Below are 20,933 nucleotides of genomic sequence, written 5' to 3'. Positions count from 1 at the left end.
TAGAAAGTATAGGTGCTGCGGTTGCCAAAACCCGGCACCTTTTTGTGTAAAAATAAGAGCGTATTATGAGAAACGGAATCCTCGGAAAGCTACCCTTAGGGTGGGTATTTATACTTTTGGCCATACAAGTTATCAGCCTGCAGGCCGTGGCGCAGCAACAGCCTGCCGCCCAGCGGAACGGCATGCTTATTTTAGGCTCTGCTGACCGAAATACACTGGTAGAAAGGGTAGAAATTGGCTATCGGCTCTTCGCCGCCTCCCCGTCATTCGATTACATTGTGGTGTCGGGTGGGTGTGCCGCGCATCAGTCTAGAATCTGCGAAGCCTCTGAAATGAAGGAGCTGTTGGTAGCCAAGGGCGTACCGGCAGAGATTATCTTCGAAGAGGAGAAATCCAAAACCACGGTGCAGAATTATACTTACAGTAGGCTGCTGCGGAAGGCCGACGGCACCAAAGTCATCAGACCCGGCGACAAGCTTTACGTGGTCTCCAACCACTGGCACGCTATTCCGGTGGCAGCTCGCTTCACAGCCAACGACGGCGTGACAGCCGTGTACCACATCGAAGGCGGCATTCTTCCGAAAAACACCGACAAGGTGAACTACACGAACATCTTTGACCCGGAGGTGAAGAGCGGGGAGTATGTGGCCAAAGCGCTCTGGCCAATGGTAGGCGCCGGCTTTACAGTGGAAAACAAAAAGAAGCGCGAGCACACGACCTATCGCCTGATAAACGACCTGGTGTATGTAGAAAGCACAGGAAAATCTGGTAGTGGAAGTGTTGAAAAAACAACTCAAGCCTTGCCTGCCCTTCCCGCTGCCTGGGCGGGTGAGGTAGACGCCGCCTACTTTAACAGCAGTGATAAGAAAGTCTACATCTTCAAAGGAACGGAGTATGCCCGCTTCTCTCCGGAAGCCAAAACGCTGGATGCCGGCTACCCCAAACCACTGACCGACCTGGTGAAAAACCTGCCCACTCATTGGCACAACGGCTACCTCGATGCTGCCTTCTTTCACCCGAAAAGCAAAGCGGTTTTCCTCTTTAAAGGGGAGGAGTACCTGCAGGTACCGGCAGGCCAAAACAAAGGGGCAGGAGAACCACAGCCAATCAGCACGCTGGTTGGCGATTGGCCTTTTGCCTGGGGAAGCGGTAACCTGGACGCAGCCGACTACAACAGCCGTGAGAACAAAGTATACTTGTTCCGGGGGAAAGAATTTGTGGTCATCTCGCTGGAGGGAAGTATGAAAGTAGAGCCGGGCTACCCGAAAAACATCGAAGTAGCGTGGCCGGAAAGTATACTTGGGAAGAAATAAACCGCTGCACGCTGGAATTCAACATCGCTTAAGAATCGCATATGAAAAAGCTTTTAGCCCTATTACTGCTCCCGGCCATGCTGTTGGCCGGGTGCTCAAAAGACGAGGTAACGCCCGATAACACGCCTCCTGTTGTTGAGGCGCCCAAAACCGTAGCCGAACAGCTGGCCAGCGCGACTTGGGAAACACGCAAAGTATCGGAGTCCATCGTCTGGAAGTATAAGCACTTCAAAGACCTTTTCAGCTCCAACCAAAGCATTACCATCCTGGAAATCGACCTGAAAGACGAAAAACTGAAGGTGGACATGCCTTATGTGACGTCGGGGTTCCTGAAGACAAGCGAGGGCGCCGCCCGTGTGCGGGCTGCCGCAGCTATCAACGGTTCATACTTCGATACCTCGAAGGGAGGCTCCACGGTCTTCTTTAAGAAAGATGGTCAGGTCATCAACACCACCCGGAGCGGTTTTACCCCGTACCGCGAGAACGCGGGCTTTGCTATAGCGGCGGACGGAACCATCTCGATTGAGAAGAAGCCGGCCGCAGGCTGGAACTCGCTGAGCGAAGCCAATACGCTGCTGACCTCCGGACCGCTGCTTGTGTATGACGACAAGCCGGTAACACAGGTGCAGGAGGTTTTCAACACCAACCGCCACCCCAGAACTGCCATCGGGCTTACGGCCGATAACCGGCTGATTGCGGTGGTAGTGGACGGCAGGTTTTCAGAGGCACACGGCATGACCACTGAGGAGCTAGCCACCGTAATGCACTCACTGGGCTGCGTAGAGGCCATGAACCTGGACGGCGGCGGCTCCTCCACGGCCTGGCTCCGCAACCGCGGCGTGGTCAATTACCCCTGCGACAATAAGAAGTTTGACCATGCCGGAGAGCGTGGCGTGGCCACGGTTATCGCCTTTGTAGAGGAGTAAAACGAAGTATAAAGCTCGAAAAACAACGTCGGGCATGGGGTTTCATGCCTGTCTCGTTTCCTAGCCAAAGCCTAAGCTTAAAACGCAAAGCGTGATGACAATCCGCCATCATTTTGACCATTGCATAATCCCCAACAGATGAAAAGATTTATGCTTACCTGGGTGCTGTTTATACTTTGCGCTGGCACCGCAAACCTGTCCTTGGCGCAATCCACCGTCTACACGCCTGCCACCGATTTAACGTTGGTTGGCAAGGTGCTACCCACCCAACAAGTATACCATCGGGTGGATACGGCGGATCACCCGGATATGCCCCCAGCAGTAAAGCGCCTCCTGACCAACTCAGCCGGCCTGGCCGTCGCCTTCAAGACCAACAGCACGACTATCTCTGCCAAATGGTGCACCAGTCCCCGTACCACCTTATCTAACATGACGGCCATTGCTTACGAGGGGCTGGACCTATACATTAAAAAGGACGGGCGCTGGCAGTTTGCCGGCGTGGGCAGGCCCAACGGCGATTGCACCGAGTATACGCTGGTGCGCAACATGGCCGAAGGGGAGAAAGAGTGCCTGCTCTACCTGCCTCTCTACGATGAAACCACCAGCCTGGAAATCGGCGTTGCCGCCGGGGCCACCCTGCAGCCGCTGAATGACCCTTTCCAAAAGCGCATCCTGATGTATGGCTCCAGCATCCTGCAAGGCGCCTCGGCCAGCAGGCCGGGCATGGCCTACCCGGCGCGGATGAGCCGGGCCGCAGGGCTGAACTTCCTGAACCTGGGCCTGAGCGGCAGCGCCAAAATGGAAAAAGCGGTGGCCGACATGATCACCACCATCCCGGCGGATGCCTTTGTGCTGGACTGCGTGCCCAACTCCTCCCCGGACGAGATACGCGAGCGAACCGCCTACCTGGTGAACACCATCCGGCAGCATCATCCGAAGGCGCCCATTATCGTTATCCCCAGCACGGTGCGGGAGAACGGGGCCTTTGACCAGGAGGTAGGCAAGCGGGTGCAGGCGCAGAACGAGCAGATAAAGCAGGAGGTGGCGAAGCTGCAGCGCAGCGGCGTGAAGGATTTATACTTGCTTTCCTACCCCCGCCAGCTTGGCGAGGACCACGAAGGCACCGTGGACGGCAGCCACCCCAACGACCTGGGCTTTGACCGGATGCTGCAGCAACTGCAGCCGCAACTGCTGAAAATTTTGCGCAAGTGTGACCTGGCGGGTAGGTAGCGGAGAGGGTTGTTAGATGAGGACTATACTTTGTTCCTACTTGTAACGCGCTGAATCTGAGTTTAAACAGTAAAGCGAAGACTGCTTGCGGCGCAATAGAAAGTATAAAATAAATATTTTTGAAGGAAGTGTTTGCGTGTTCGTACACATTTTATATATTTGTGGTATGATAGGTTAAGTTATTAGGGGCTATTAGTGACATTTTAGTTTTCCTGATTGTGTTAAATGCCTCCGCGCTTGCGGGGGCATTTTTCGTTTATATACCTGCATATTTCAGCACGTCCCTCCAAACCCTTCACCGCATCCGCAAACAGCTCGCCGTCTGGCGCATTTCTTAACCTAGGTCAAGGCGCGGGAGGGGGCAACGGTGGTATCTTTGCAAGTGAAGGTACAGTTATACTTTGTCAGGCTGTACGGTTAGCATTTATTAAGAAGTGAACCATGAAGCGAAAGCAGTTCATCAAAACACTTGTAGCAGGAACAGTAGGTATGACCACTTTATCAGCATTTAACAGATTTACAGAAGACCTGGGCGAACAGGACCAGCTGATGCCGGTGCTGTTTATGGGCCACGGCTCCCCGATGAACGGCATCCTGGACAACGAGTTCAGCCAGAAATGGGCCAAGGTAGCCAAAGAGATTCCGACACCGAAAGCCGTACTGGTGGTTTCGGCGCACTGGCTGAGCAAAGGCACCCGCATCACGGCCATGGACTTCCCGAAGACCATCCACGACTTTGGCGGCTTCCCGCAGGAGTTGTTCCAGGTGCAGTATAACGCGCCCGGCAGCCCTGAGCTGGCCAAGGAAACAGCTTCCATCATCACCTCCACCCAGGTGGAGATGGACCACGACTGGGGCCTGGACCACGGTGCCTGGACGGTGGTGCGCCACATGTACCCTAAGGCCAATATCCCGGTGCTGCAGCTAAGTATAGACTATACCAAAGGCCCGCAGTACCACTACGACCTGGCCAAGGAGCTCATGAAGCTGCGCAAGAAGGGCGTGCTGATTATGGGCAGCGGCAACATGGTGCACAACCTGCGCATGGTGGCCTGGGACAAGCTAAACGACGACGAGTATGGCTATGACTGGGCAATCCAGATCAACAACAAGTTTAAGGAGCTTATCCGAAGCGGGGAGCACGACAAGCTTATAAAGTATGAGAAACTGGGCCGCGAGGCGATGATGGCCATCCCGACGCCGGAACACTACTGGCCTCTGCTTTATACTTTAGGGCTAAAAGGCAGCAAGGATGACATTACCTTCTTCAATGATAAGGCTGTAGCGGGCTCGCTCACCATGACCTCGGTACTGATTGGGTAAGCATTCCTTCGCTAACTCAAGGCGAGATTTTATACTTTACACCCGGCGCAGCACCACGCGCCAGGTGTTTTTGTTTGGGCCCTCACCGGGATTTTAGCGAACCGCCATTATTTCACAGTTGCCGGCAGGTAGTTTCTCGCGAAGGAGGCATGGCGGAAAGCGGCGCATGCGTAGAACCTACTAGCAGGTGTGGCGCTCTTTAAGTTTTGTACTTAGTTGGTAGAGATTTCTCTTAAGGCTGCTATAAAGTATAAGATGGCGGAAAGTATAAAGTCCGTTTTGCGTGCCGGATCCTTTTAGTTAAAAAAGAGTTTCTACCTTTGCAGCCATTTAGCGCAGGCAAAGGTCGGCTTCTTATTATTTTGTACTTTTTATACGTTGCTCCGGTTGGGCTCAACAACATGAGAGCTGCTGGTAATGATTGTTTATTATATGGCGGATAGGGCTGATAATTTAAAGAGGCGCACGGAAGAAGACAATGCAAGGGCTGACCGTAACTATATGCCCGAAGCCTGTATGGCTGTGGCTGGGAAAGGGAATGCCGAGAGGGAGTTGTTGTACCACACGGATTATGTAGATGTTTTTTATGATAAGCCCAACCACCTGCTGCTGGTTTGTTGGCGGAGGTCGGTAAAAAGCCACGAGTACCGGGATGGGATAGAGGAGATCGGCAGGCACCTGCTGCGCCTGGATGTAGAGAAGCTGCTGGTCAATAACCAGCGCATGGGCGTGCTCACCATGGATGACCAGGGATGGCTGGCCAAAATCTCCATCGAGGTAATCTCTAAAAGCCACCTGAAGTACCTGGCCATCGTGTCTTCCACGGATGCGCTGCAGCAGATGACAAACGAGGTGCTGGACAAACGGGTGAAGGTCGAAACCCCGCCCTTTATTACCCAGTATTTTCTCTCAGAGGAGGATGCCCTGGAGTGGCTGGTGGCAGCGTAACGTAGCCAAGGTAACTCAATCTATTAGACAGCCTTCTAACCTATTTTCCAGGTAATAGTAATCGTTTCAGAAACATCAATGTCGTCGGGCTCAAAGTCGGGGGCAGCATCGTAGGTCGTTTTCATTTCTGATTCATACAACCGGTAATCATGGCGTTGGGATCGGATGGTCAGCTCCCTGAAGGAGTAATCGATGTCGAGGATTTCCTGTAGCTGCACGCCGGTGGCCCCTGCGATGAGTTGGGCGTTTTCCGTGGCTTTGGCAATGGCCTGCAACACCAGTTGCTGCTGCTGTGCGGCGGCGTCGCGCACCCCAAAAGCGATGCTGAAATCCAGGTTGTCGAGCTGCTTGGCAAGCTGGCCCAGGAGGCGGTTGAGCAGGTGCTTGTCCAGCGGCAGCTCCAGCTCCAGGTGGTGCGTGGCCCTGAAACCGTTAAACTCATGCTTCTCGGTTTTTTTGTTCCAGGTCGTATCCTTCCGGATGCTGAAGTCTTTTGTCTTCAGGTTCTTGCGTTCCACGTGCACACTCTCCAGTATGGCGCGTAAACTTTCCACTTTGTTGTTGAGGGCATTCACCGTTTTCTCGTACTCCCACTCGTGCGCCGAGGCATCAAAAGAAAGTATAACCATGTCTGGTGAGACGGACAGTTTGCCCCGCCCCGTTATCTGCAGTTTTCGCTCCATCGATGTACTTGTTTTATATCAGAAAGTATAAATATAGTTAAATTATTCAGAAGCGGAGCGAAGTATAAAAAGTATACCTGGAGGGGGTTTATACTTCCTGTTCCGGTAAAGGCTCCAAAGTCCTTCTGAATTTTTAGGAATTTCTGACGTTATTTGCGTAAGGCTGTATTCGGCTCTCAAAATAGAACGAAGTAAAAAATAAAAGAACGAAGGATGACAACGGAAGCAGAAACGAAAGACAGGCTTTTCGCGGAACTGAAGCAGGAGCTGCAGGCAAAAGGCTTTAACATAGACAAGCAGGACCGCACCCGCCCCTGGGGAGGCTTTTTTGTAATCGACGAGTCGCAGGCCCAGCGCTTTGCCGATACTTATTTTAACGGCATTTCAGTAGATGACCTGAAAATTTCCGGCAAGCTGAGCCCGAAGATCCTGGTGGTGGCCCCGGAGAAACGCCTGTCGTGGCAGTACCATCACCGCAGAGCTGAGATCTGGCGCGTGGTAAAAGGCACTGTGGGCGTGGTAACGAGCGATACCGATGAAGAAGGAGCGCAAAAAGTACTCAACCCCGGCGATCAGATAAAACTGCAACAAGGTGAGCGCCACCGCTTGGTGGGCCTGCAGGACTGGGGCGTACTGGCCGAAATCTGGCAACATACCGACGCTGCCCAGCCTTCCGACGAGGAGGATATTGTGCGCGTTCAGGACGACTTCGGCAGGTAATTTATACTTGCTAGAACCTAAAAAAGCGGCCGCTGCTGAATAAGCAACGGCCGCTTTTGTTATGTTATATTTGTCCGGTCGCTTTACTCTTCCTTCCCATTTCCAGTCCACTTTTTGGCAAACAAACTGCCTAATGCAAGCGCTCCCAGGGCCAGGGCGCCGGTGAGCACCTCCTGGCGGTGCAGGCTCAGCCATACTTGCGGGCTGGAGTAGGTCGCCTGGTCGTCGAAGGTGCCGTGCGCGCCGTGGTCGCCGGGCAGGGGCTCGTAGAGGTTGTCCTTACGGTTCGGGTCTTCGGGCTGGTCTGTCTGCTGGCCGTCGAAGCCGGTGTTGGCCAGTACATAGTCTGCGTACCAGGGGGCAATTTTGTTGCCGATGATAGCCTTCAGGGTAGGGTAGCCCACGCGGTACTCACGGCGCTCGTGCTCAGCGGCATACACAATCACCTCGGCGGCCACCTCGGGCTGGTAAATGGTGCCCATCGGGCGCGGCTTGTTAGGCAGGCGCGATTTCACGAAGCCGAACTGGGTGGTGTTCATGGCCGGCAGTTGCACCATCGTTATTTTCACGTTACTCTTGTCGTGCATGAGCTCAGTGCGCAGCGAGTCGTAGAAGCCCTGGATGGCGTGCTTGGCCCCGCAGTACGCCGACTGCAGCGGAATACCCCGGTACGCCAGCGCCGAGCCCACCAGTACAATAGAACCCCGGTCGCGGGGCAGCATGCGTTTGAGCGCAGACAAAGTGCCGTACACCTGGCCCAGGTAGGTGACGTCGGTTACGCGTTTATAGTCCTCGGGCTCCATCTTCTTTACCGGGCTGAAAACGCTGTTCATGGCGTTGTTCACCCATACTTCAATCTCACCCAGTTCCTGCTCTATTTTTACGGCCGCGTCTTCCACCGCCTGTGCATCGGCCACATCTACCTGCACCCACAGTGCCCTGCGGCCCATTTGCTCTACTTCCCGTTTGGCGCCTTCCAGGCCCTCTTTGCCGCGGGCCAGCAGCCCCACATCGTACCCTTGCTTGGCAAACTCGCGGGCGCAGGCGCGCCCCAACCCGGCAGAGGCGCCGGTAATCACCACTACGCCTTTAGAGGCACCGCTTCGGTTGTTTTCATCAGTCGTCATGTTCTCTATCGCTTCTTGAATTTATACTTTCTGTTTGCTGATGTTACGCCTGCCTACCTTTCATAGTTATGTGTAGCGGGGAAGGGCGAAGTATAACAGGTATACTTTGAAAGCTTCTAAATGCAAAAAGCACCCACGCCGGAGTGCTTTTATACTTTGGAAAGCCGTTTATACTTACTTCTCTTTTTCCTCCATTACCTGGCCGTTGCGGTAAACGCGGGTTTTCACCACTTTGCCCTCCGGACTGTGGTACTTCCAGGTGCCGGTTTCGCGGTTGTTCCTAAACTGCCCCACTACTTCTGTTTTGCCATCCTCAAAGTATGCCTTGTAGGGGCCAAAGCGCAGGCCGTCCTTGTGGTTGGTTTCTGACTTGGTTTTACCGGATGGATAGTAGGTATAGCTCATCCCGACAATCCTGCCGTTTTCGTACACGTGCTTTTCCTGCACCTGCCCGTTGTCGTAGTAACTCAGCCGCTCCCCGGTCAGCCTTCCGGCGTTGTAGTTTTCGCTTAGCTGCACTTTCTTGCCCGGAGCATCATAGTATACTTTCCAGTTGCCGTGCTTTTGTTTGTCTTTGAGCTGCTCCTCGGCCTGCAGGTTGCCGCTCGGGTAGTAGCGCACGGTTTTTACGTTGCTGCCATTACTGCTGGCCGTAATTTCCTCTTTGAGTTTTCCATCCTCATAGAAGTACTGCGCCGTGCCGTTTATCTCTCCGTTCCGGTAGTTGATGACGCTGCGTGGCTGGCCGTTCTCAAAGTATGATTTGGCCGGTCCGTGCATCTTACCCGACAGGAACTGCCCCTCGGTGCTGAGCTGCCCGTTGCGGTAATAGCTCTTGAAGGTGCCCTGCTTCTGCCCGGCCACGTTCTGCACCTCGGTTTCTACCTGGCCATTATCATAGTAAGTTTTGTAGGAGCCCTGAAGCATACCGCCGCGGTAGCTGGCCTCGGTTTCCAGACTGCCATTGGGGTAATAGGTTTTGGCCGGGCCGTTCTGCTTGCTGTTCTGGTAGGTAATTTCAGACTTGAGTTTGCCTGTAGGGTAATACTCCCGCACCACACCCTCCGGGAAGCCGTTGACAAACTCTGTCTCTTTCTGCACCTTGCCGTCGGCGTAGAAGGTTTTGTACAGCTTGCTTTGCTTGTCGTTCTCGAAGTATCCCTCCTGCAGCAGTTTGCCGTCGGGGCGGTACGCCCGGAAAGGACCCTGCTTTACATCCAGGTGGTAGCTGATCTGCATTTTGGGCTGGCCGCTCGGGTAGAACTCGGTGTACACGCTGTCCTTTTTGCCCTCCACAAACTTTATCAGCGCCTCGCGCTCGCCGGTAGGGTAGAAGCGTTGGTAATAGCCCACAATAGCAGAGTCGGGAGTGATGTAGTACTCTTCCTTAATTTGGGTGAACGCCTCGTCGTGGTAAGTGGTGACCTGCTGTTGCGCCAGTGCCATACTTTGCACCAGGCCCAACGGAAGCAGTAATGCCAGGAGTTTACGCATGTTCTTTAACTGTGATGTTATACTTTGTCAGCATTAAGGGAAACAGGATTTATACTTCAATCATTCCCAACCTGCTTGCTGTCAGGTGGTTCGGAGCAGAATCAGACATCTTATACTTCCCCACAAGTATAAAGTATAATATTGTAAGTATACTGCCTTCATCCTGCTTATCCTAAAATTCTGTCAATCCTGATCCAGAATGTGAATTGGATAAGGTTATACTTTCTTTTTGATGATCTCCTTAGAAACCAACTTCAGGAAGGGGTCTGTATCTTTTAGAAATGTTTGAGCTACTTCAACCGCTTTAGGATGATTGACTTTGCTCAGGCTCATCAAGGCCCTCCGTTTTATATACTTGTCGTCGTTGCGGTTAATCAGGTTAAGCAGAAGCTGCTCTCTGTTTTCCACGTCAACATTTCCGAGCAACTCGGCAATTTGCCATTTCGCTTGTGGTTGGTTTGAGTTAACTGCTTTTTTAACGAACCGCAGCTTGCTTTCCAGTTTCCCCTCAATCATCGCCAGAACTTGTCCCGACTCATTGTCTATGGCAAGCGCATAAACAAGCTGCTGGGCCAGGTCATGGTTAAATTCTGTGTTCAGTTGCCCAACCACTTCCTTTGCTGCCTTATATAATGCTTCCCAATCCGTATACTCCGTTTCCCACTCTCCGAGGCCTCTGTTTTCAGGGTAAGTATCTGGCGTCATGCCCGCCCATTCCCAAAATTTAGCTAATTCGGTTTCTAATAACATAGGTTCTCTGGATTTGGTAAACATCAAAAGGATAGGAATCAGTTTAATACGCAGGCTACAGTATAAAAAGAAAGCCTTACGCGCTTAACGTAAGGCTTCCTGCAAATTATATACCGAAGGTACAGGTTATACTTTCTCGATCACGATGGCAGAGGCGCCGCCGCCGCCGTTGCAGATACCGGTCACCCCGATCTTGCCGCCTTTCTTGTCGAGCACGTTGCACAGCGTAGTCACGATGCGGGCGCCGGAGGCTCCCAGCGGGTGGCCAAGCGATACAGCACCACCGAACACGTTCACATTACCGCCTTCCAGGCCTAGTTTCTGGTTGTTGGCGATGGAAACCACGGAGAACGCCTCATTGATCTCATAGAAGTCTACTTCCTCCGGAGATACGCCTGCGTTTTTCAGCGCCTTCGGAATGGCCAGCGATGGGGTGGTGGTGAACCAGATCGGATCCTGCTCGGCATCGGCAAAGCCACGGATTTTGGCAATTGGCTTTACGCCCAGTTCCTCCGCTTTTTCCTTGCTCATCAGCACCAGTGCCGCGGCACCGTCGTTCAGCGTGGAGGCGTTGGCGGCCGTTACCGTTCCTTCTTTGTCAAACACCGGCTTCAGGCCAGGTATTTTCTCGAAGTTCACTTTTCTGAACTCCTCATCCTCGCTTACCACGAGCGCGTCTTTGCCACGCTGCGGAATCTCTACGGGCACAATTTCGTCTTTCAGCAGGCCGGCCTCAGCGGCAGCGGCTACTTTTTTGTAAGAGCTGATGGCGTACTCGTCCTGCATCTCGCGCGTGATTTTCAGCTCGCGGGCGGTGTTTTCGGCGGCGTTACCCATGTGGAAGTTGTTGTACACATCCCACAGGCCATCCTTCAGCAATCCGTCAATCATCTGGCCGTGGCCCAGCTTGGCGCCGAAACGGGCTTTGTCGAGGTAGAACGGCACGTTGCTCATGCTCTCCATACCGCCCGCCACGATCACGTCCTTGTGGCCCAGCATGATGGCCTGCGCGGCGAACATGATAGCCTTTGAGCCGGAGGCGCATACTTTGTTGATGGTGGTACACTCCACCTCGTGGCCAAGGCCGGCAAAGATAGCCGCCTGTCGGGCAGGAGCCTGGCCCACGTTGGCCGACAGCACGTTACCCATGATCACTTCCTGCACCTCTTTTTTATCGACGCCGGCTCGCTCCAGGGCTCCCTTGATGGCTGCCGCACCCAGCTGCGTAGCCGAAAGGCTGGCCAGCGCACCACCGAAAGAACCAATCGGAGTACGAACCGCCGATATAATATATACTTCTTTAATCTGCATAGTTTTGATGTTTATTGGGTTTGGTTGTGAAGTTACAGGGATTTACGCTCAAAACCAAACGAGCGTTAGGACCCCTTTTCCCTCATCCCCAAACACCTTTCTAACCTTTTAACTTTCTAACTCCTAAACTCTCTAACTCCCCAACTCCTCAACTCCCAAACTCCTTTTATACTTTTTTTCTGTATGCTATAAACTCCCGGGGTATTTTACTGTCTAAACAATAGAACGGCTATACTTTTGGCCGATATTGTTTAGCTTTATTCACAACACTTACCTTATTATCAAGCTTTTCACCCGAAATGAAGAAACTTTTATGCCTGGCTGCTCTCTTTGGCGCCGGTCTGTTACAGGCCGAGGCACAAGGACAGGCAGCTAAAAAAACACTTTCCCACGAGGTATACGACAGCTGGAATGCGCTGAGCGGGGATGCACTCTCCCGCAACGGGCAGTACGTGCTCTACAACATCAACCCGCAGGAGGGCGACGGCGAACTCCACATCCGGAACCTGCAGCGCAATGCCACCACCACGTATAGCCGGGGCACCAGAGCCAGCTTCAGCAACGACAGCCGCTATGCGGTTTTCCAGCTAAAGCCCGAACACGACAAGGTGCGTGCCCTGAAGCTGAAAAAGAAGAAAGGCGACGACCTGCCCAAAGACTCGCTGGCGATTGTGAAGCTAGAGGACATGAGCGTGGTGAAGCTGCCGCGCGTGAAATCCTACAAGCTGCCAAAGGAGGGAAGCGGCTGGCTGGCCTACCACCTGGAGAAACAACTGCCGGAGAAGAAGGAAGATAAGAAAACAGAGGCAGCCGAGGGCGCTGCAAAAGCAGAGGCAAAGAAGCCGGCCCTCAAGCCAAACAAGGATGCCAAAGGCACCGAGCTTGTGCTACGCAACCTGAGCACCGGGCAGGAGCACCGCTTCCCGCGCGTGGTGGACTACATTTTCTCCGAGCAGGGCAACATGCTATACTTTGTAAAGGATGAGCTCGACTCGCTGCACCGTGCCGGGGTTTTTGCCTTTAACACAGCTGAACTTAAGGAGATGCCAATCGATACAGGCCTGGTTACCTACAAGGGCATCAGCACCGACAAGGCCGGTAGCCAGCTGGCCTACGTGGCCACAGCTGATACGCTGAAAGCCGATATCCGCTACTTTAGCCTGAACTACTGGAACGCCAAAGACCGCAAAAAGCAGGTGCTGGCCGACACAGTGGCCAAAGGCATGCCGCAAAACTGGATGGTGAGCGAGCATGGCAGCCTGAACTTCTCAGAAGATGGCAAGCGCCTGTTCTTCGGTACGTTCCCGCGACCGGTGCGCTACGAAAAAGATACCACCCAGCTGGAGGAGGACAAGGTAAGCCTGGATATCTGGACCTACAAAGACCCGCTCATCCAGCCGATGCAGCTCAAGCAGAACGACCGCACGCTCAAGCGCTCCTTCCTGGCCATGTACGACCTCAGAGGAGGTAAAATGCAGCAGCTGGCTACCCTGGAGATGCCGGACATTTACCTCGATGCCAATAGAACTGGTGATGTGGCGCTCGGCGTGAGCGATGAGAAGTATAAAATCACGATCGGCTACGATACCCCCACCCGCAAGGACGCTTTCCTGATTGACCTGAAAAAAGGAACCGTGAAGCAGGTACTGACCGAATCAAGAGGCAATCCGCGCCTCTCGCCCATGGGCAAGTATGTGTACTGGTACGAGCCGCTGGACAGCAGCTGGCATGTGCTGAACACGAAAGGCGGCGCTAACCTCAACCTGACTAAAAAAGCAGACGTGCCGTTTTATGAGGAGGACAACGACATGCCGATGCTGCCCGGAAGCTACGGGCTGGCCGGCTGGGTAGAGGGCGACAGCCACCTGCTCGTATACGATCGCCACGACATCTGGCAACTGGACCCATCAGGCAAAAAAGCGGCCGTTAACCTGACCGACACGTATGGTCGCCAGAATAACCTGCGCCTGCGCTACGAAAAGCTCGACCCGGAGGAGAAGTTCATTCCGGCCAATGCGGAGCTGGTGCTGGCCGGCTTTAACTATGTAACCAAGGCGGCAGGCTACTACAAAGACTATGTGGGCAGAAACGCTCAGCCGCAGCAGCTTATCAGTTCTGACCATGCCTATACATCGCTGAGCAAAGCCAAGAACAGCAACCGCATCACCTTCCGCCGTGGCGACTACCGCCATTACAACGACCTGTATACTTCGGAACTGAGCTTTGCCAAGGTAGACAAACTCACCGACGCCAACCCGCAGACGGCCGAGTATAAGTGGGGCACGGTGGAACTGGTAGACTGGAAGTCCACGGATGGCATTCCGCTGCAGGGCCTGCTCTACAAGCCGGAGAACTTCAACCCGAATAAGAAGTACCCGATGATGGTGTACTTCTACGAGCGTTCTTCGGATGGTATCCACAACCACCGCGTGCCGGCTCCCAGTGCATCAACCATAAACATTCCGCTGTTTGTAAGCAACGATTACCTGGTGTTTGTGCCGGACATCGTGTACCAGGATGGCTATCCGGGCGAGAGTGCGATGGACTGCATCATCCCGGGTGTGCAAATGCTGGTGCAGCAGGGTTTTGTGGATGAGAAGAACATGGCGCTGCAGGGGCAAAGCTGGGGCGGTTATCAGATCGCGTACATGGTGACCCGTACTAACCTGTTTAAGGCGGCCATGGCCGGCGCGCCGGTATCGAACATGACGAGTGCTTACGGCGGTATCCGCTGGGGCACGGGCCTGAGCCGCCAGTTCCAGTACGAGCGCACGCAGAGCCGCATCGGCGGCACGCTGTGGGAGAAGCCAATGCAGTTTATCGAGAACTCGCCGCTCTTCTTTGCCGACCGCGTGAAGACGCCGCTGCTCATCATGCACAACGACAACGACGGTGCTGTGCCGTGGTACCAGGGCATTGAGTACTTCATGGCGCTGCGTCGCCTCAACAAGCCTGTCTGGATGCTGGTGTACAATGGCGAGGAGCACAACCTGATAGAGCGCAAGAACCGCAAAGACCTTTCGGTGCGCATGTCGCAGTTCTTCGATCACTACCTGAAAGGAGTCCCGGCCCCGGTATGGATGGAGCAGGGCGTGCCATCGGTGGTGAAAGGCAAGAACTACGGCCTGGAGCTGATAGCCGAACCCGAAGTAGCCGGAGAAGCGAAAGAGTAGTTTATACTCTCCAAGAAAGAGAAACGGGAGCAGGTTATACTTGCTCCCGTTTTTTTATGCTGTTAGCTGAAGTATGATTTCATACTTTCCAGGGCGCCCTCGCTCGCCTCTGGCGAGTGCACGCTATCCCACGGCCTCTGGCTGCTGAAGGCTATACTTTATGCTTCAGCTAAACTTTTATACTTGCTGTGTAGAAATTATTGAACGGAACGTGGCGGGACGCCACCTAATACCTCACACTCGCCAGAGGCGAGCGAGGGCAAACTTTCTAACTTTTTAACCTTCTAACTTTCTAACTCCTAAGACGCAAGGTGTTGCGTCTCTACAACTCCTCAACTCTCTAACTCCTAAACTCCCAAACTTCCCAGCGGTTGCGTGGTGCGTACAAACTGGCCGGTGCCGAAAGCTACTTCCTTTCCGCGCACGTTGTACAGCGTGGCTTCCGCAATAAATAAATTCTTGCTTTGGGAGCGCAGGGTGCCTACTGCTTTCAACGCTCCGCCGGTAACAGGGCGCACCAGGTTTAGCTGGAAGGAGGACGTGACGATAAACACATCGCGCACCACGGAGGCCACGGCAAAGTAGGCGGCATCGTCGAGCAGTTTGAAGTAAACGGCCCCGTGCAGCGCGTTGGCCCCGTGAAAGTAGGCATCCCGGATGGGCAGGGTAATTTCGGAGTGGCTGTGGCTTACGCTGATGGTGCTGCCGCTGAAGAGTTCCTGCACCTTGGCCTGGTGGTAGAGCCGCTCCAGCCGCTGGTAATGTTCCTCGTGTTGCATGCGGCAAGTATAAGTATAAATCAGGAAAAACTGCGCTCGCGGCAGGGCGGTTGCAACGTATAAAGTATAGCTTGGGTCACACGAAAGGCTTATGCGGACAAGAAAGTCCGCAGCAGATTAGTTCCGGACAGGGATGTCCGAAGTGGCGAAAGTATATTTTGAAAGTATAGCAGCAAGTATAGTCACAGCAGTTTGGGAATTTATACTTTATCATAGGGTAGGGAAAGCAAGTATAAAAGTATATATGTAGCGCCGCCTTCGCCTCTTCTAGGATTTTTATACTTTAGCAGGCATCAAACGCAAAGTAAAGTATGGCATATAAGTATGGCGTGGGCATCAGCCACCTGGAGTTCTGGGTAAAAGATCTGGAGGAGTCGCTGGCGTTTTACAGTAAACTGTTTCCGATGATCGGGTGGTATGCGCTGAACAGAACCTCTTTTAGCTGCGGCGTGCACGAAATATACTTTAAGCAGATGCCCGTGCAGCTGCACGACAGCCTGGGCGTGCGCCATATCTGCTTCCATGCTGAAAGCCGGGAGGTGGTGAACAGAGTAGGGGAGTGGCTCCAAAGTATAAACGCCGACATCATCCGCGGACCGCAGGCCATGCCGCAATACACACCGGAGTACTACACGGTAGATTTCCGGGACCCGAACGGCTTTGTGCTGGAGGTGGCCTATGCTCCGGACATTGAACTATAAAAAAGCCCTGGCTTTTTGGTGCCAGGGCTAATCGTTTCAAAAATGCATGGCTAACAGCGCGTGGCTGCAGCTGCCTCCTCGCCATAACGCAGCAGGAGATTGATTTGCAGGCGCGCGACATCCGGAAGATGAAGGGCTACAACAGCACCAGCACCACCAGCAAACCCCTAAACCAAAGCATCGTTATTTTCTCGAGCAGCACGTTAAGCGCCACCAGTATGGTAACGATTAGCGTCCTTTACAACGTGCCGAAGCTGTACGCCCTGGCACCAATATGTTTGGGTCTATACAGCAAGTGCCTGCTTTAAAAGGCGTTCTTTAACGGAGGCTACACTTATGCCACCCTCTTCCATTTTCTGTACGGCCTGCTCTTCGATCAGTTCCCTTAACTGATCCAGGCAGGAGTCGAACCAGGTATGGTTGTCCAGTCGGAAAACAGCCTCCTGCTCAACCTCCAGCCAGGTATCCAGGGCGGCGTGGTTGTGCTGCAGGCGCAGTTCGAGCTTGTCCAGGGCGTTGGCTACGCGCGCCTCGTACGTAAGCTTGTCCTCAAACTCGTGCCAGAGCTCGTACACATGCTGTCCCAGCCCGTGGCCAAGGGCCTCGCGCAGGTTCTCGATGGCTCGCAGCTCTTTCTGGCGCTTCAGTTCCTCCAACGCCAGGGTTTTCACCTCAAAGGCAGGGATATCGCCGGCTTCGGCCTCCACCAGGTCGTGCACAATCACCATTTTAAGGGTACGGGCCACGTCTATCTCCTGGTCCAGGTAGGGCTCCAGCAGCACCACCATCAGCGACATGCGCCACGTATGCTCTGCCACGCTCTCCTGCCTACCATTCGACAGCCAGCTGTGGCGCAATTCATACTTTAGTTTTTCAGCAAGGGTGAGTACTTCGAGTACTTGTCTCAGTTGCTCCTTCATAATTTTATTTTGATTTGAGGATGGGGGCTGATATTATGATAGAATCCGAAGCAGAAGGTTTAACAGCATGAGCAAAAGTAACAAAAAATAAGCTGCCGGCAGCGCATACCCAATCCAAATCCCTGTAAATGAGAGCCTTAAAAGTATGAATGTTTCGCAGTCTGCTGTGAGGGCTTAATCTGCAACGGCCATGGTGCGCAGCTCCCTGACGCGTTCTTCAAAGTACTGGTCGGGTTTTCCTGCGCCTTTTACTGCGGCTGCCTCAAACAGCTCCGCCAATTGTGGCTCGTGGGTGGCTTTTATGCCTTTGCGCACATTCAGGTAAGCGAAGCGCAGCCAAACGGCCGCCTTCACCCTGCCCGTTTCGGGGTGGAGCATCAGGCCCTCCATAAATAGATCGGATTCTGTAAACCAGCGCAGGTTGGTGCGGATGATAACTTCTTCGTTCAGCTTCACTTCCTGCAGATAGGCCACCTGGCTGGATGCCACGACCCATACATTGCCGGTTTGCTGCATGTGCTGGTAAATATCGAGCTGGTAATGTTCCCGTAGTTGGTCTTCGCGGGCATTCATAAAATAGTCGATGTAGCGGCCGTTGTTCAGGTGCCCGAAGGGGTCGCAGTCCTCAAAGCGGATGCGGGCTTTGCTTTCCAGTTGCTGTGCGATACTTGTTGTTTCTTTCATGGGTTAATTAATTTTTAAAAAAAAGACCGATTGGTTTATTTTAGGATAAAAAAATTATTCTTTCAGTTCCTGCTCTATAAGCTGCTGCAGGTGCTGCAGCCCGGTGTGCAGGTATTTCGCCTCCCCGTAGGCTTTCGAAACCATCATGCCGCCCTCAATCATGCTTACAAAAAGTATGGAGAAGCGATCTGCGTCCGTGTCGGCCTTGAAATCGCCCTGTGCCATACCCTGGCGCACGATGTTGGCCACCGATTTGTGCAGTTTGTTCAGCACCCGCACCACACTGGCCCTTAGCAGCGGATTGGTGTCGTCGGCTTCTACGGAGGTGTTCAGAACAGGGCAACCGCCCTGTATAGGAGGGGAGTAGAGGTATGTTTTGTAGAAGGAGATAATTGCCTCCAGCTTTTTGGTAGCAGAAGTATGCGGCGAGATGCTGTCGCTGAGCAACTGTAGCAGGTGCGCAGCGGCGTATTCGAATGCCTGCAGGGCAATTTCCTCTTTGCTTTCGAAATGCCCGTAAATCCCGCCCTTCGTCAGCCCGGTCGACGCCATGATGTCCTGCATGGAGGTGCCGGCATACCCTTTCTGGTTAAAGAGGTGGGCCGATTTCTCGATGATCAGTTGGCGTGTGCGGTCTGCCTTACTCATGGGGGCTGTTTATACTTTGGTAAACGCAAAATAAACCGATTGGTTTTAAAAAGCAAGTATGCTTTACTTTCCAATGAAAAGCTTTGAAGGTGGGGTAGCTTACCAGTCCGGTTTGCTGCGGTCAGGCTGTCTGGTGCTTTGCTTGGGGAGTTGCTGGATGTATTGCATTTCCGCGTTACGCATGGCATCCAGCAACAGGCGGGCTTTCTCCGGACTCATGTTGGCCTGGCGCAGGCGGGCGCGGCGGGTCTGCGCCATCTCATCCTCGGCAGAGATTCCTTCTGCGCTGCCTTTGTGCTGCTGGCCGTTCTTGTCGAAGGGATTGTCCTGCTTCTGGCCCTGCTCATCGCCTTCTTCCTCTCCAGTGGCCTCTTCCCGCTCCTTCTCACCCTCAGGTAGTTCATGGCTTCCGGCGGGCTGCTGCTCCTGACCATTCTGATCGGGTTCAGGGGTATCTATTTCCTCTTGCTGGTCGCATTGCGCATCGGGGTTCTGCCTTGGTTTCGGGCTGTCGGCAGTGGCGGGCGGCTCAGGCTTCTGCTCCATGCTCCCCACCTTATCTTCCGCCGGTTCGTCCTCTATGCCGGCCTCGGGGTTCAGCAGCAGGTATTTTTTCAGAAGTTCAAAGTTATACCGGGCCGCCTCGTTGCCTGGTTCTGTTACCAGCGCCTGCTTGTATAAGGCCAACGCCCGCTTATACTTTTTCTGGCGGGTATAAATATTACCCAGCTGCAGGTGTGCGAGTGCGCGCAGCCGTGGTTGGGGGTGGTCGGCCAGGTATTGGTAGGCGGCGGTGGCCTGTGGCAGCAAACCAGCCTGGTAGTAGGAGTGCGCCAGGTTGAGGCGCAGTTGGTCGTCGTCCACATTCAGGTCCTCCAGCAGGTAATTGTAGGAGGCGATAGCCTCGATAAAATCCTGGCGCTTATAGGCAATGGCAGCCTCCTGCGTGTGCTGGTTTATGCGCGTCACAACGGATATTCCCCCACTGAAGAGGCTCACCAAAAGTATAGCTGCCAGTGTCATGCCCTTCATATCCGGATAAGTTTTACGGTGATCAGGATGTCCAGCAGGATGAGGAACAGGGCCAGCACCAGCGGGTATACATACTTGTTGGCGGTCACATCGATGGTTTTACTCTCGCGCAGCTCGCCCTCAATGTTATTGATGGTGCTGATGAGCTTGCTTGTTTCGCTCACGCGGTCATTCACCTCGAAGTAAGCGCCACCCGTTAACTCTGCCAGTTGCTCCAGGGGCTCCGGCTTTAGTTTAGTTACCACCTCCCTGCCTTCCTGGTCAGTTTTAAAGGCTTGCCCTACCGGGATGCGGCCTCCCTCCGTTGTGCCGATTCCGAGTGCATACACCCGTATGTTTTCCCGCTGAAGTTGCCCGGCCAGCCTTGTTACATCGCTGCCAAAATCCTCCCCGTCGCTGATGAGCACCAGCACCCGGGCCTTTTGCTCTTCTTCGGCGGTGTTGGAGCGCTGCCGGAGTTTATCCAGGGCCAGCTCCAGCACAGGGGCATAGCTGGTGCCGGTGTGGGGGAGCAGGCTGGTGCGCAGTGTTTGGGTATAGAGTTGCAGGGCGTTCTGGTCGTAGGTAAGCGGGCTCTGGATATGCGCCTCGTCAGAGAAAACCATCAGCCCGATGCGGTCGGAGTTAAAGCGGGTGATCAGGCGCTGGGTAACGTGCTTTGCCCGCTCCAGCCTCGAGGGCTGCACATCCGTCGCGTCCATGGAAAGCGAAAGGTCCACGGCGATGTAAAGGTCCTTGCCGATGGTGCGGATCTCCTTTTTCATGGCGCCGAACGAGGGGCCGAGTATGGCAATGATAATCAGCACCAGGTACAGGTGGCGTAGCAGGAACTTAAACCAGACCCCGTGTGGCCGTTGCTTAAAGAACAGCGCCACCCTGCGCACACGCAGCAGATAGCCGGCGTACAACACCAGAAAGGTGGCGCCAAGCAGTAGCTCCAGCAAGGTCAGGCTCTGATACCAGGTCATTATAAAGTAGTTAATTAGAGGCGCCAGGGTATGGGAAACCCCGTGCCACAGCTACAAATATACTAAACCGCCACCATACTGCAGCGGAGGGTCATTTTTTCAATAGGGGGGGCCAGCTATAGTGGATGTCCTTTTCTATAACTGGAAAAGGGCGCTTTTCTATAACTGGAAAAGGGCGCTTACATAGTATAGCAGGGTTTTTG

20 protein-coding genes are annotated in these 20,933 nt (G+C 53.7%); 9 read left to right on the top strand and 11 right to left on the bottom strand.

The annotated features are described in order from the left end of the window. Nucleotides 1-65 precede the first annotated feature (65 nt). The 5 genes from C8N40_RS11450 to C8N40_RS11430 all read left to right on the top strand — a co-directional run bounded on the left by C8N40_RS11450 (nt 66) and on the right by C8N40_RS11430 (nt 5,740). Nucleotides 66-1,313, top strand: a complete 1,248-nt coding sequence (locus C8N40_RS11450; RefSeq protein WP_108211902.1) for a hemopexin repeat-containing protein — start codon at nt 66-68, stop codon at nt 1,311-1,313. A gap of 41 nt (nt 1,314-1,354) precedes the next feature. Beyond that, entirely contained in the window at nt 1,355-2,239 is an 885-nt protein-coding gene (locus tag C8N40_RS11445; protein WP_108211901.1) for a phosphodiester glycosidase family protein, read from the top strand. Between the two features lie 138 nt (nt 2,240-2,377). Then, nucleotides 2,378-3,469 (top strand): SGNH/GDSL hydrolase family protein, encoded by a 1,092-nt coding sequence (locus C8N40_RS11440; protein ID WP_211318081.1) that lies wholly within the window; start codon nt 2,378-2,380, stop codon nt 3,467-3,469. A 489-nt stretch (nt 3,470-3,958) separates the two neighbouring features. Beyond that, nucleotides 3,959-4,792 (top strand): 4,5-DOPA-extradiol-dioxygenase, encoded by an 834-nt coding sequence (gene ygiD / locus C8N40_RS11435; RefSeq protein WP_108212071.1) that lies wholly within the window; start codon nt 3,959-3,961, stop codon nt 4,790-4,792. 501 nt (nt 4,793-5,293) lie between these two features. Further along, nucleotides 5,294-5,740, top strand: a complete 447-nt coding sequence (locus tag C8N40_RS11430; RefSeq protein ID WP_146173556.1) for a hypothetical protein — start codon at nt 5,294-5,296, stop codon at nt 5,738-5,740. Nucleotides 5,741-5,775: 35 nt separating this feature from the next. Here C8N40_RS11430 and C8N40_RS11425 read toward each other — a convergent pair whose 3' ends face one another. Continuing rightward, nucleotides 5,776-6,423, bottom strand: coding sequence for an SIMPL domain-containing protein (locus C8N40_RS11425; RefSeq protein ID WP_108211899.1), 648 nt, complete (start codon nt 6,421-6,423; stop codon nt 5,776-5,778). Nucleotides 6,424-6,636: 213 nt separating this feature from the next. On the opposite strand from C8N40_RS11425, the gene C8N40_RS11420 reads away from it, so the two are divergent. Next, on the top strand, nt 6,637-7,143 hold the full coding sequence (locus C8N40_RS11420; protein WP_108211898.1) for a cupin domain-containing protein: 507 nt from the start codon (nt 6,637-6,639) through the stop codon (nt 7,141-7,143). Nucleotides 7,144-7,226: 83 nt separating this feature from the next. Here C8N40_RS11420 and C8N40_RS11415 read toward each other — a convergent pair whose 3' ends face one another. The 4 genes from C8N40_RS11415 to C8N40_RS11400 form a co-directional block, all read right to left on the bottom strand. Beyond that, the gene (locus tag C8N40_RS11415; RefSeq protein WP_108211897.1) at nt 7,227-8,270 is read right to left on the bottom strand and encodes an SDR family oxidoreductase; all 1,044 of its coding nucleotides are present in this window, start codon (nt 8,268-8,270) and stop codon (nt 7,227-7,229) included. A gap of 174 nt (nt 8,271-8,444) precedes the next feature. Then, a complete protein-coding gene (locus C8N40_RS11410) occupies nt 8,445-9,764 on the bottom strand; it encodes a toxin-antitoxin system YwqK family antitoxin (RefSeq protein WP_108211896.1) in 1,320 nt (439 codons plus the stop codon). A gap of 216 nt (nt 9,765-9,980) precedes the next feature. Beyond that, nucleotides 9,981-10,514, bottom strand: coding sequence for a HEAT repeat domain-containing protein (locus tag C8N40_RS11405; RefSeq protein WP_108211895.1), 534 nt, complete (start codon nt 10,512-10,514; stop codon nt 9,981-9,983). A gap of 126 nt (nt 10,515-10,640) precedes the next feature. Continuing rightward, nucleotides 10,641-11,825 (bottom strand): acetyl-CoA C-acyltransferase, encoded by a 1,185-nt coding sequence (locus C8N40_RS11400; protein ID WP_281259516.1) that lies wholly within the window; start codon nt 11,823-11,825, stop codon nt 10,641-10,643. A 299-nt stretch (nt 11,826-12,124) separates the two neighbouring features. Between C8N40_RS11400 and C8N40_RS11395 the strand changes: the two genes are divergently transcribed. After that, complete coding sequence (locus C8N40_RS11395) at nt 12,125-14,998, top strand: S9 family peptidase (RefSeq protein ID WP_108211894.1); 2,874 nt, start codon at nt 12,125-12,127, stop codon at nt 14,996-14,998. Between the two features lie 347 nt (nt 14,999-15,345). Here the strand turns inward: C8N40_RS11395 and C8N40_RS11390 are convergent, their stop codons facing one another. Beyond that, complete coding sequence (locus C8N40_RS11390) at nt 15,346-15,777, bottom strand: PaaI family thioesterase (RefSeq protein WP_108211893.1); 432 nt, start codon at nt 15,775-15,777, stop codon at nt 15,346-15,348. Between the two features lie 311 nt (nt 15,778-16,088). On the opposite strand from C8N40_RS11390, the gene C8N40_RS11385 reads away from it, so the two are divergent. Both C8N40_RS11385 and C8N40_RS22430 read left to right on the top strand, forming a co-directional pair. Further along, nucleotides 16,089-16,478, top strand: coding sequence for a VOC family protein (locus C8N40_RS11385; protein WP_108211892.1), 390 nt, complete (start codon nt 16,089-16,091; stop codon nt 16,476-16,478). Nucleotides 16,479-16,582: 104 nt separating this feature from the next. Next, the gene (locus C8N40_RS22430) at nt 16,583-16,786 is read left to right on the top strand and encodes a hypothetical protein (protein WP_146173555.1); all 204 of its coding nucleotides are present in this window, start codon (nt 16,583-16,585) and stop codon (nt 16,784-16,786) included. Here C8N40_RS22430 and C8N40_RS11380 read toward each other — a convergent pair. From C8N40_RS11380 to C8N40_RS11360, 5 genes are all read right to left on the bottom strand, one after another. Further along, nucleotides 16,763-17,398 (bottom strand): HD domain-containing protein, encoded by a 636-nt coding sequence (locus tag C8N40_RS11380; RefSeq protein ID WP_108211891.1) that lies wholly within the window; start codon nt 17,396-17,398, stop codon nt 16,763-16,765. The two genes, C8N40_RS22430 and C8N40_RS11380, sit on opposite strands and share 24 nt — an antisense overlap. 174 nt (nt 17,399-17,572) lie before the next feature. Further along, complete coding sequence (locus C8N40_RS11375; protein ID WP_108211890.1) at nt 17,573-18,082, bottom strand: acyl-CoA thioesterase; 510 nt, start codon at nt 18,080-18,082, stop codon at nt 17,573-17,575. 54 nt (nt 18,083-18,136) lie between these two features. Then, nucleotides 18,137-18,730, bottom strand: coding sequence for a TetR/AcrR family transcriptional regulator (locus C8N40_RS11370; RefSeq protein ID WP_108211889.1), 594 nt, complete (start codon nt 18,728-18,730; stop codon nt 18,137-18,139). 99 nt (nt 18,731-18,829) lie between these two features. Next, nucleotides 18,830-19,762 (bottom strand): tetratricopeptide repeat protein, encoded by a 933-nt coding sequence (locus tag C8N40_RS11365; protein WP_108211888.1) that lies wholly within the window; start codon nt 19,760-19,762, stop codon nt 18,830-18,832. Continuing rightward, nucleotides 19,759-20,730 (bottom strand): VWA domain-containing protein, encoded by a 972-nt coding sequence (locus tag C8N40_RS11360; protein WP_108211887.1) that lies wholly within the window; start codon nt 20,728-20,730, stop codon nt 19,759-19,761. The genes C8N40_RS11365 and C8N40_RS11360 overlap by 4 nt, the downstream gene beginning before the upstream one ends. Between the last annotated feature and the right edge of the window lie 203 nt (nt 20,731-20,933).

The sequence above is a fragment of the Pontibacter mucosus genome, from assembly GCF_003054055.1.
Lineage (GTDB): Bacteria > Bacteroidota > Bacteroidia > Cytophagales > Hymenobacteraceae > Pontibacter > Pontibacter mucosus.
This window is presented reverse-complemented; position numbering and strand designations above follow the sequence as displayed.

Excerpts from the sequence above, each read along its gene's own strand:
- C8N40_RS11450 (WP_108211902.1), top strand. The coding sequence starts at position 66 with ATGAGAAACGGAATCCTCGGAAAGCTACCCTTAGGGTGGGTATTTATA.
- C8N40_RS11445 (WP_108211901.1), top strand. The coding sequence starts at position 1,355 with ATGAAAAAGCTTTTAGCCCTATTACTGCTCCCGGCCATGCTGTTGGCC.
- C8N40_RS11440 (WP_211318081.1), top strand. The coding sequence starts at position 2,378 with ATGAAAAGATTTATGCTTACCTGGGTGCTGTTTATACTTTGCGCTGGC.
- ygiD (WP_108212071.1), top strand. The coding sequence starts at position 3,959 with ATGACCACTTTATCAGCATTTAACAGATTTACAGAAGACCTGGGCGAA.
- C8N40_RS11430 (WP_146173556.1), top strand. The coding sequence starts at position 5,294 with ATGCCCGAAGCCTGTATGGCTGTGGCTGGGAAAGGGAATGCCGAGAGG.
- C8N40_RS11425 (WP_108211899.1), bottom strand. The coding sequence starts at position 6,423 with ATGGAGCGAAAACTGCAGATAACGGGGCGGGGCAAACTGTCCGTCTCA.
- C8N40_RS11420 (WP_108211898.1), top strand. The coding sequence starts at position 6,637 with ATGACAACGGAAGCAGAAACGAAAGACAGGCTTTTCGCGGAACTGAAG.
- C8N40_RS11415 (WP_108211897.1), bottom strand. The coding sequence starts at position 8,270 with ATGACGACTGATGAAAACAACCGAAGCGGTGCCTCTAAAGGCGTAGTG.
- C8N40_RS11410 (WP_108211896.1), bottom strand. The coding sequence starts at position 9,764 with ATGCGTAAACTCCTGGCATTACTGCTTCCGTTGGGCCTGGTGCAAAGT.
- C8N40_RS11405 (WP_108211895.1), bottom strand. The coding sequence starts at position 10,514 with ATGTTATTAGAAACCGAATTAGCTAAATTTTGGGAATGGGCGGGCATG.
- C8N40_RS11400 (WP_281259516.1), bottom strand. The coding sequence starts at position 11,825 with ATGCAGATTAAAGAAGTATATATTATATCGGCGGTTCGTACTCCGATT.
- C8N40_RS11395 (WP_108211894.1), top strand. The coding sequence starts at position 12,125 with ATGAAGAAACTTTTATGCCTGGCTGCTCTCTTTGGCGCCGGTCTGTTA.
- C8N40_RS11390 (WP_108211893.1), bottom strand. The coding sequence starts at position 15,777 with ATGCAACACGAGGAACATTACCAGCGGCTGGAGCGGCTCTACCACCAG.
- C8N40_RS11385 (WP_108211892.1), top strand. The coding sequence starts at position 16,089 with ATGGCATATAAGTATGGCGTGGGCATCAGCCACCTGGAGTTCTGGGTA.
- C8N40_RS11380 (WP_108211891.1), bottom strand. The coding sequence starts at position 17,398 with ATGAAGGAGCAACTGAGACAAGTACTCGAAGTACTCACCCTTGCTGAA.
- C8N40_RS11375 (WP_108211890.1), bottom strand. The coding sequence starts at position 18,082 with ATGAAAGAAACAACAAGTATCGCACAGCAACTGGAAAGCAAAGCCCGC.
- C8N40_RS11370 (WP_108211889.1), bottom strand. The coding sequence starts at position 18,730 with ATGAGTAAGGCAGACCGCACACGCCAACTGATCATCGAGAAATCGGCC.
- C8N40_RS11365 (WP_108211888.1), bottom strand. The coding sequence starts at position 19,762 with ATGAAGGGCATGACACTGGCAGCTATACTTTTGGTGAGCCTCTTCAGT.
- C8N40_RS11360 (WP_108211887.1), bottom strand. The coding sequence starts at position 20,730 with ATGACCTGGTATCAGAGCCTGACCTTGCTGGAGCTACTGCTTGGCGCC.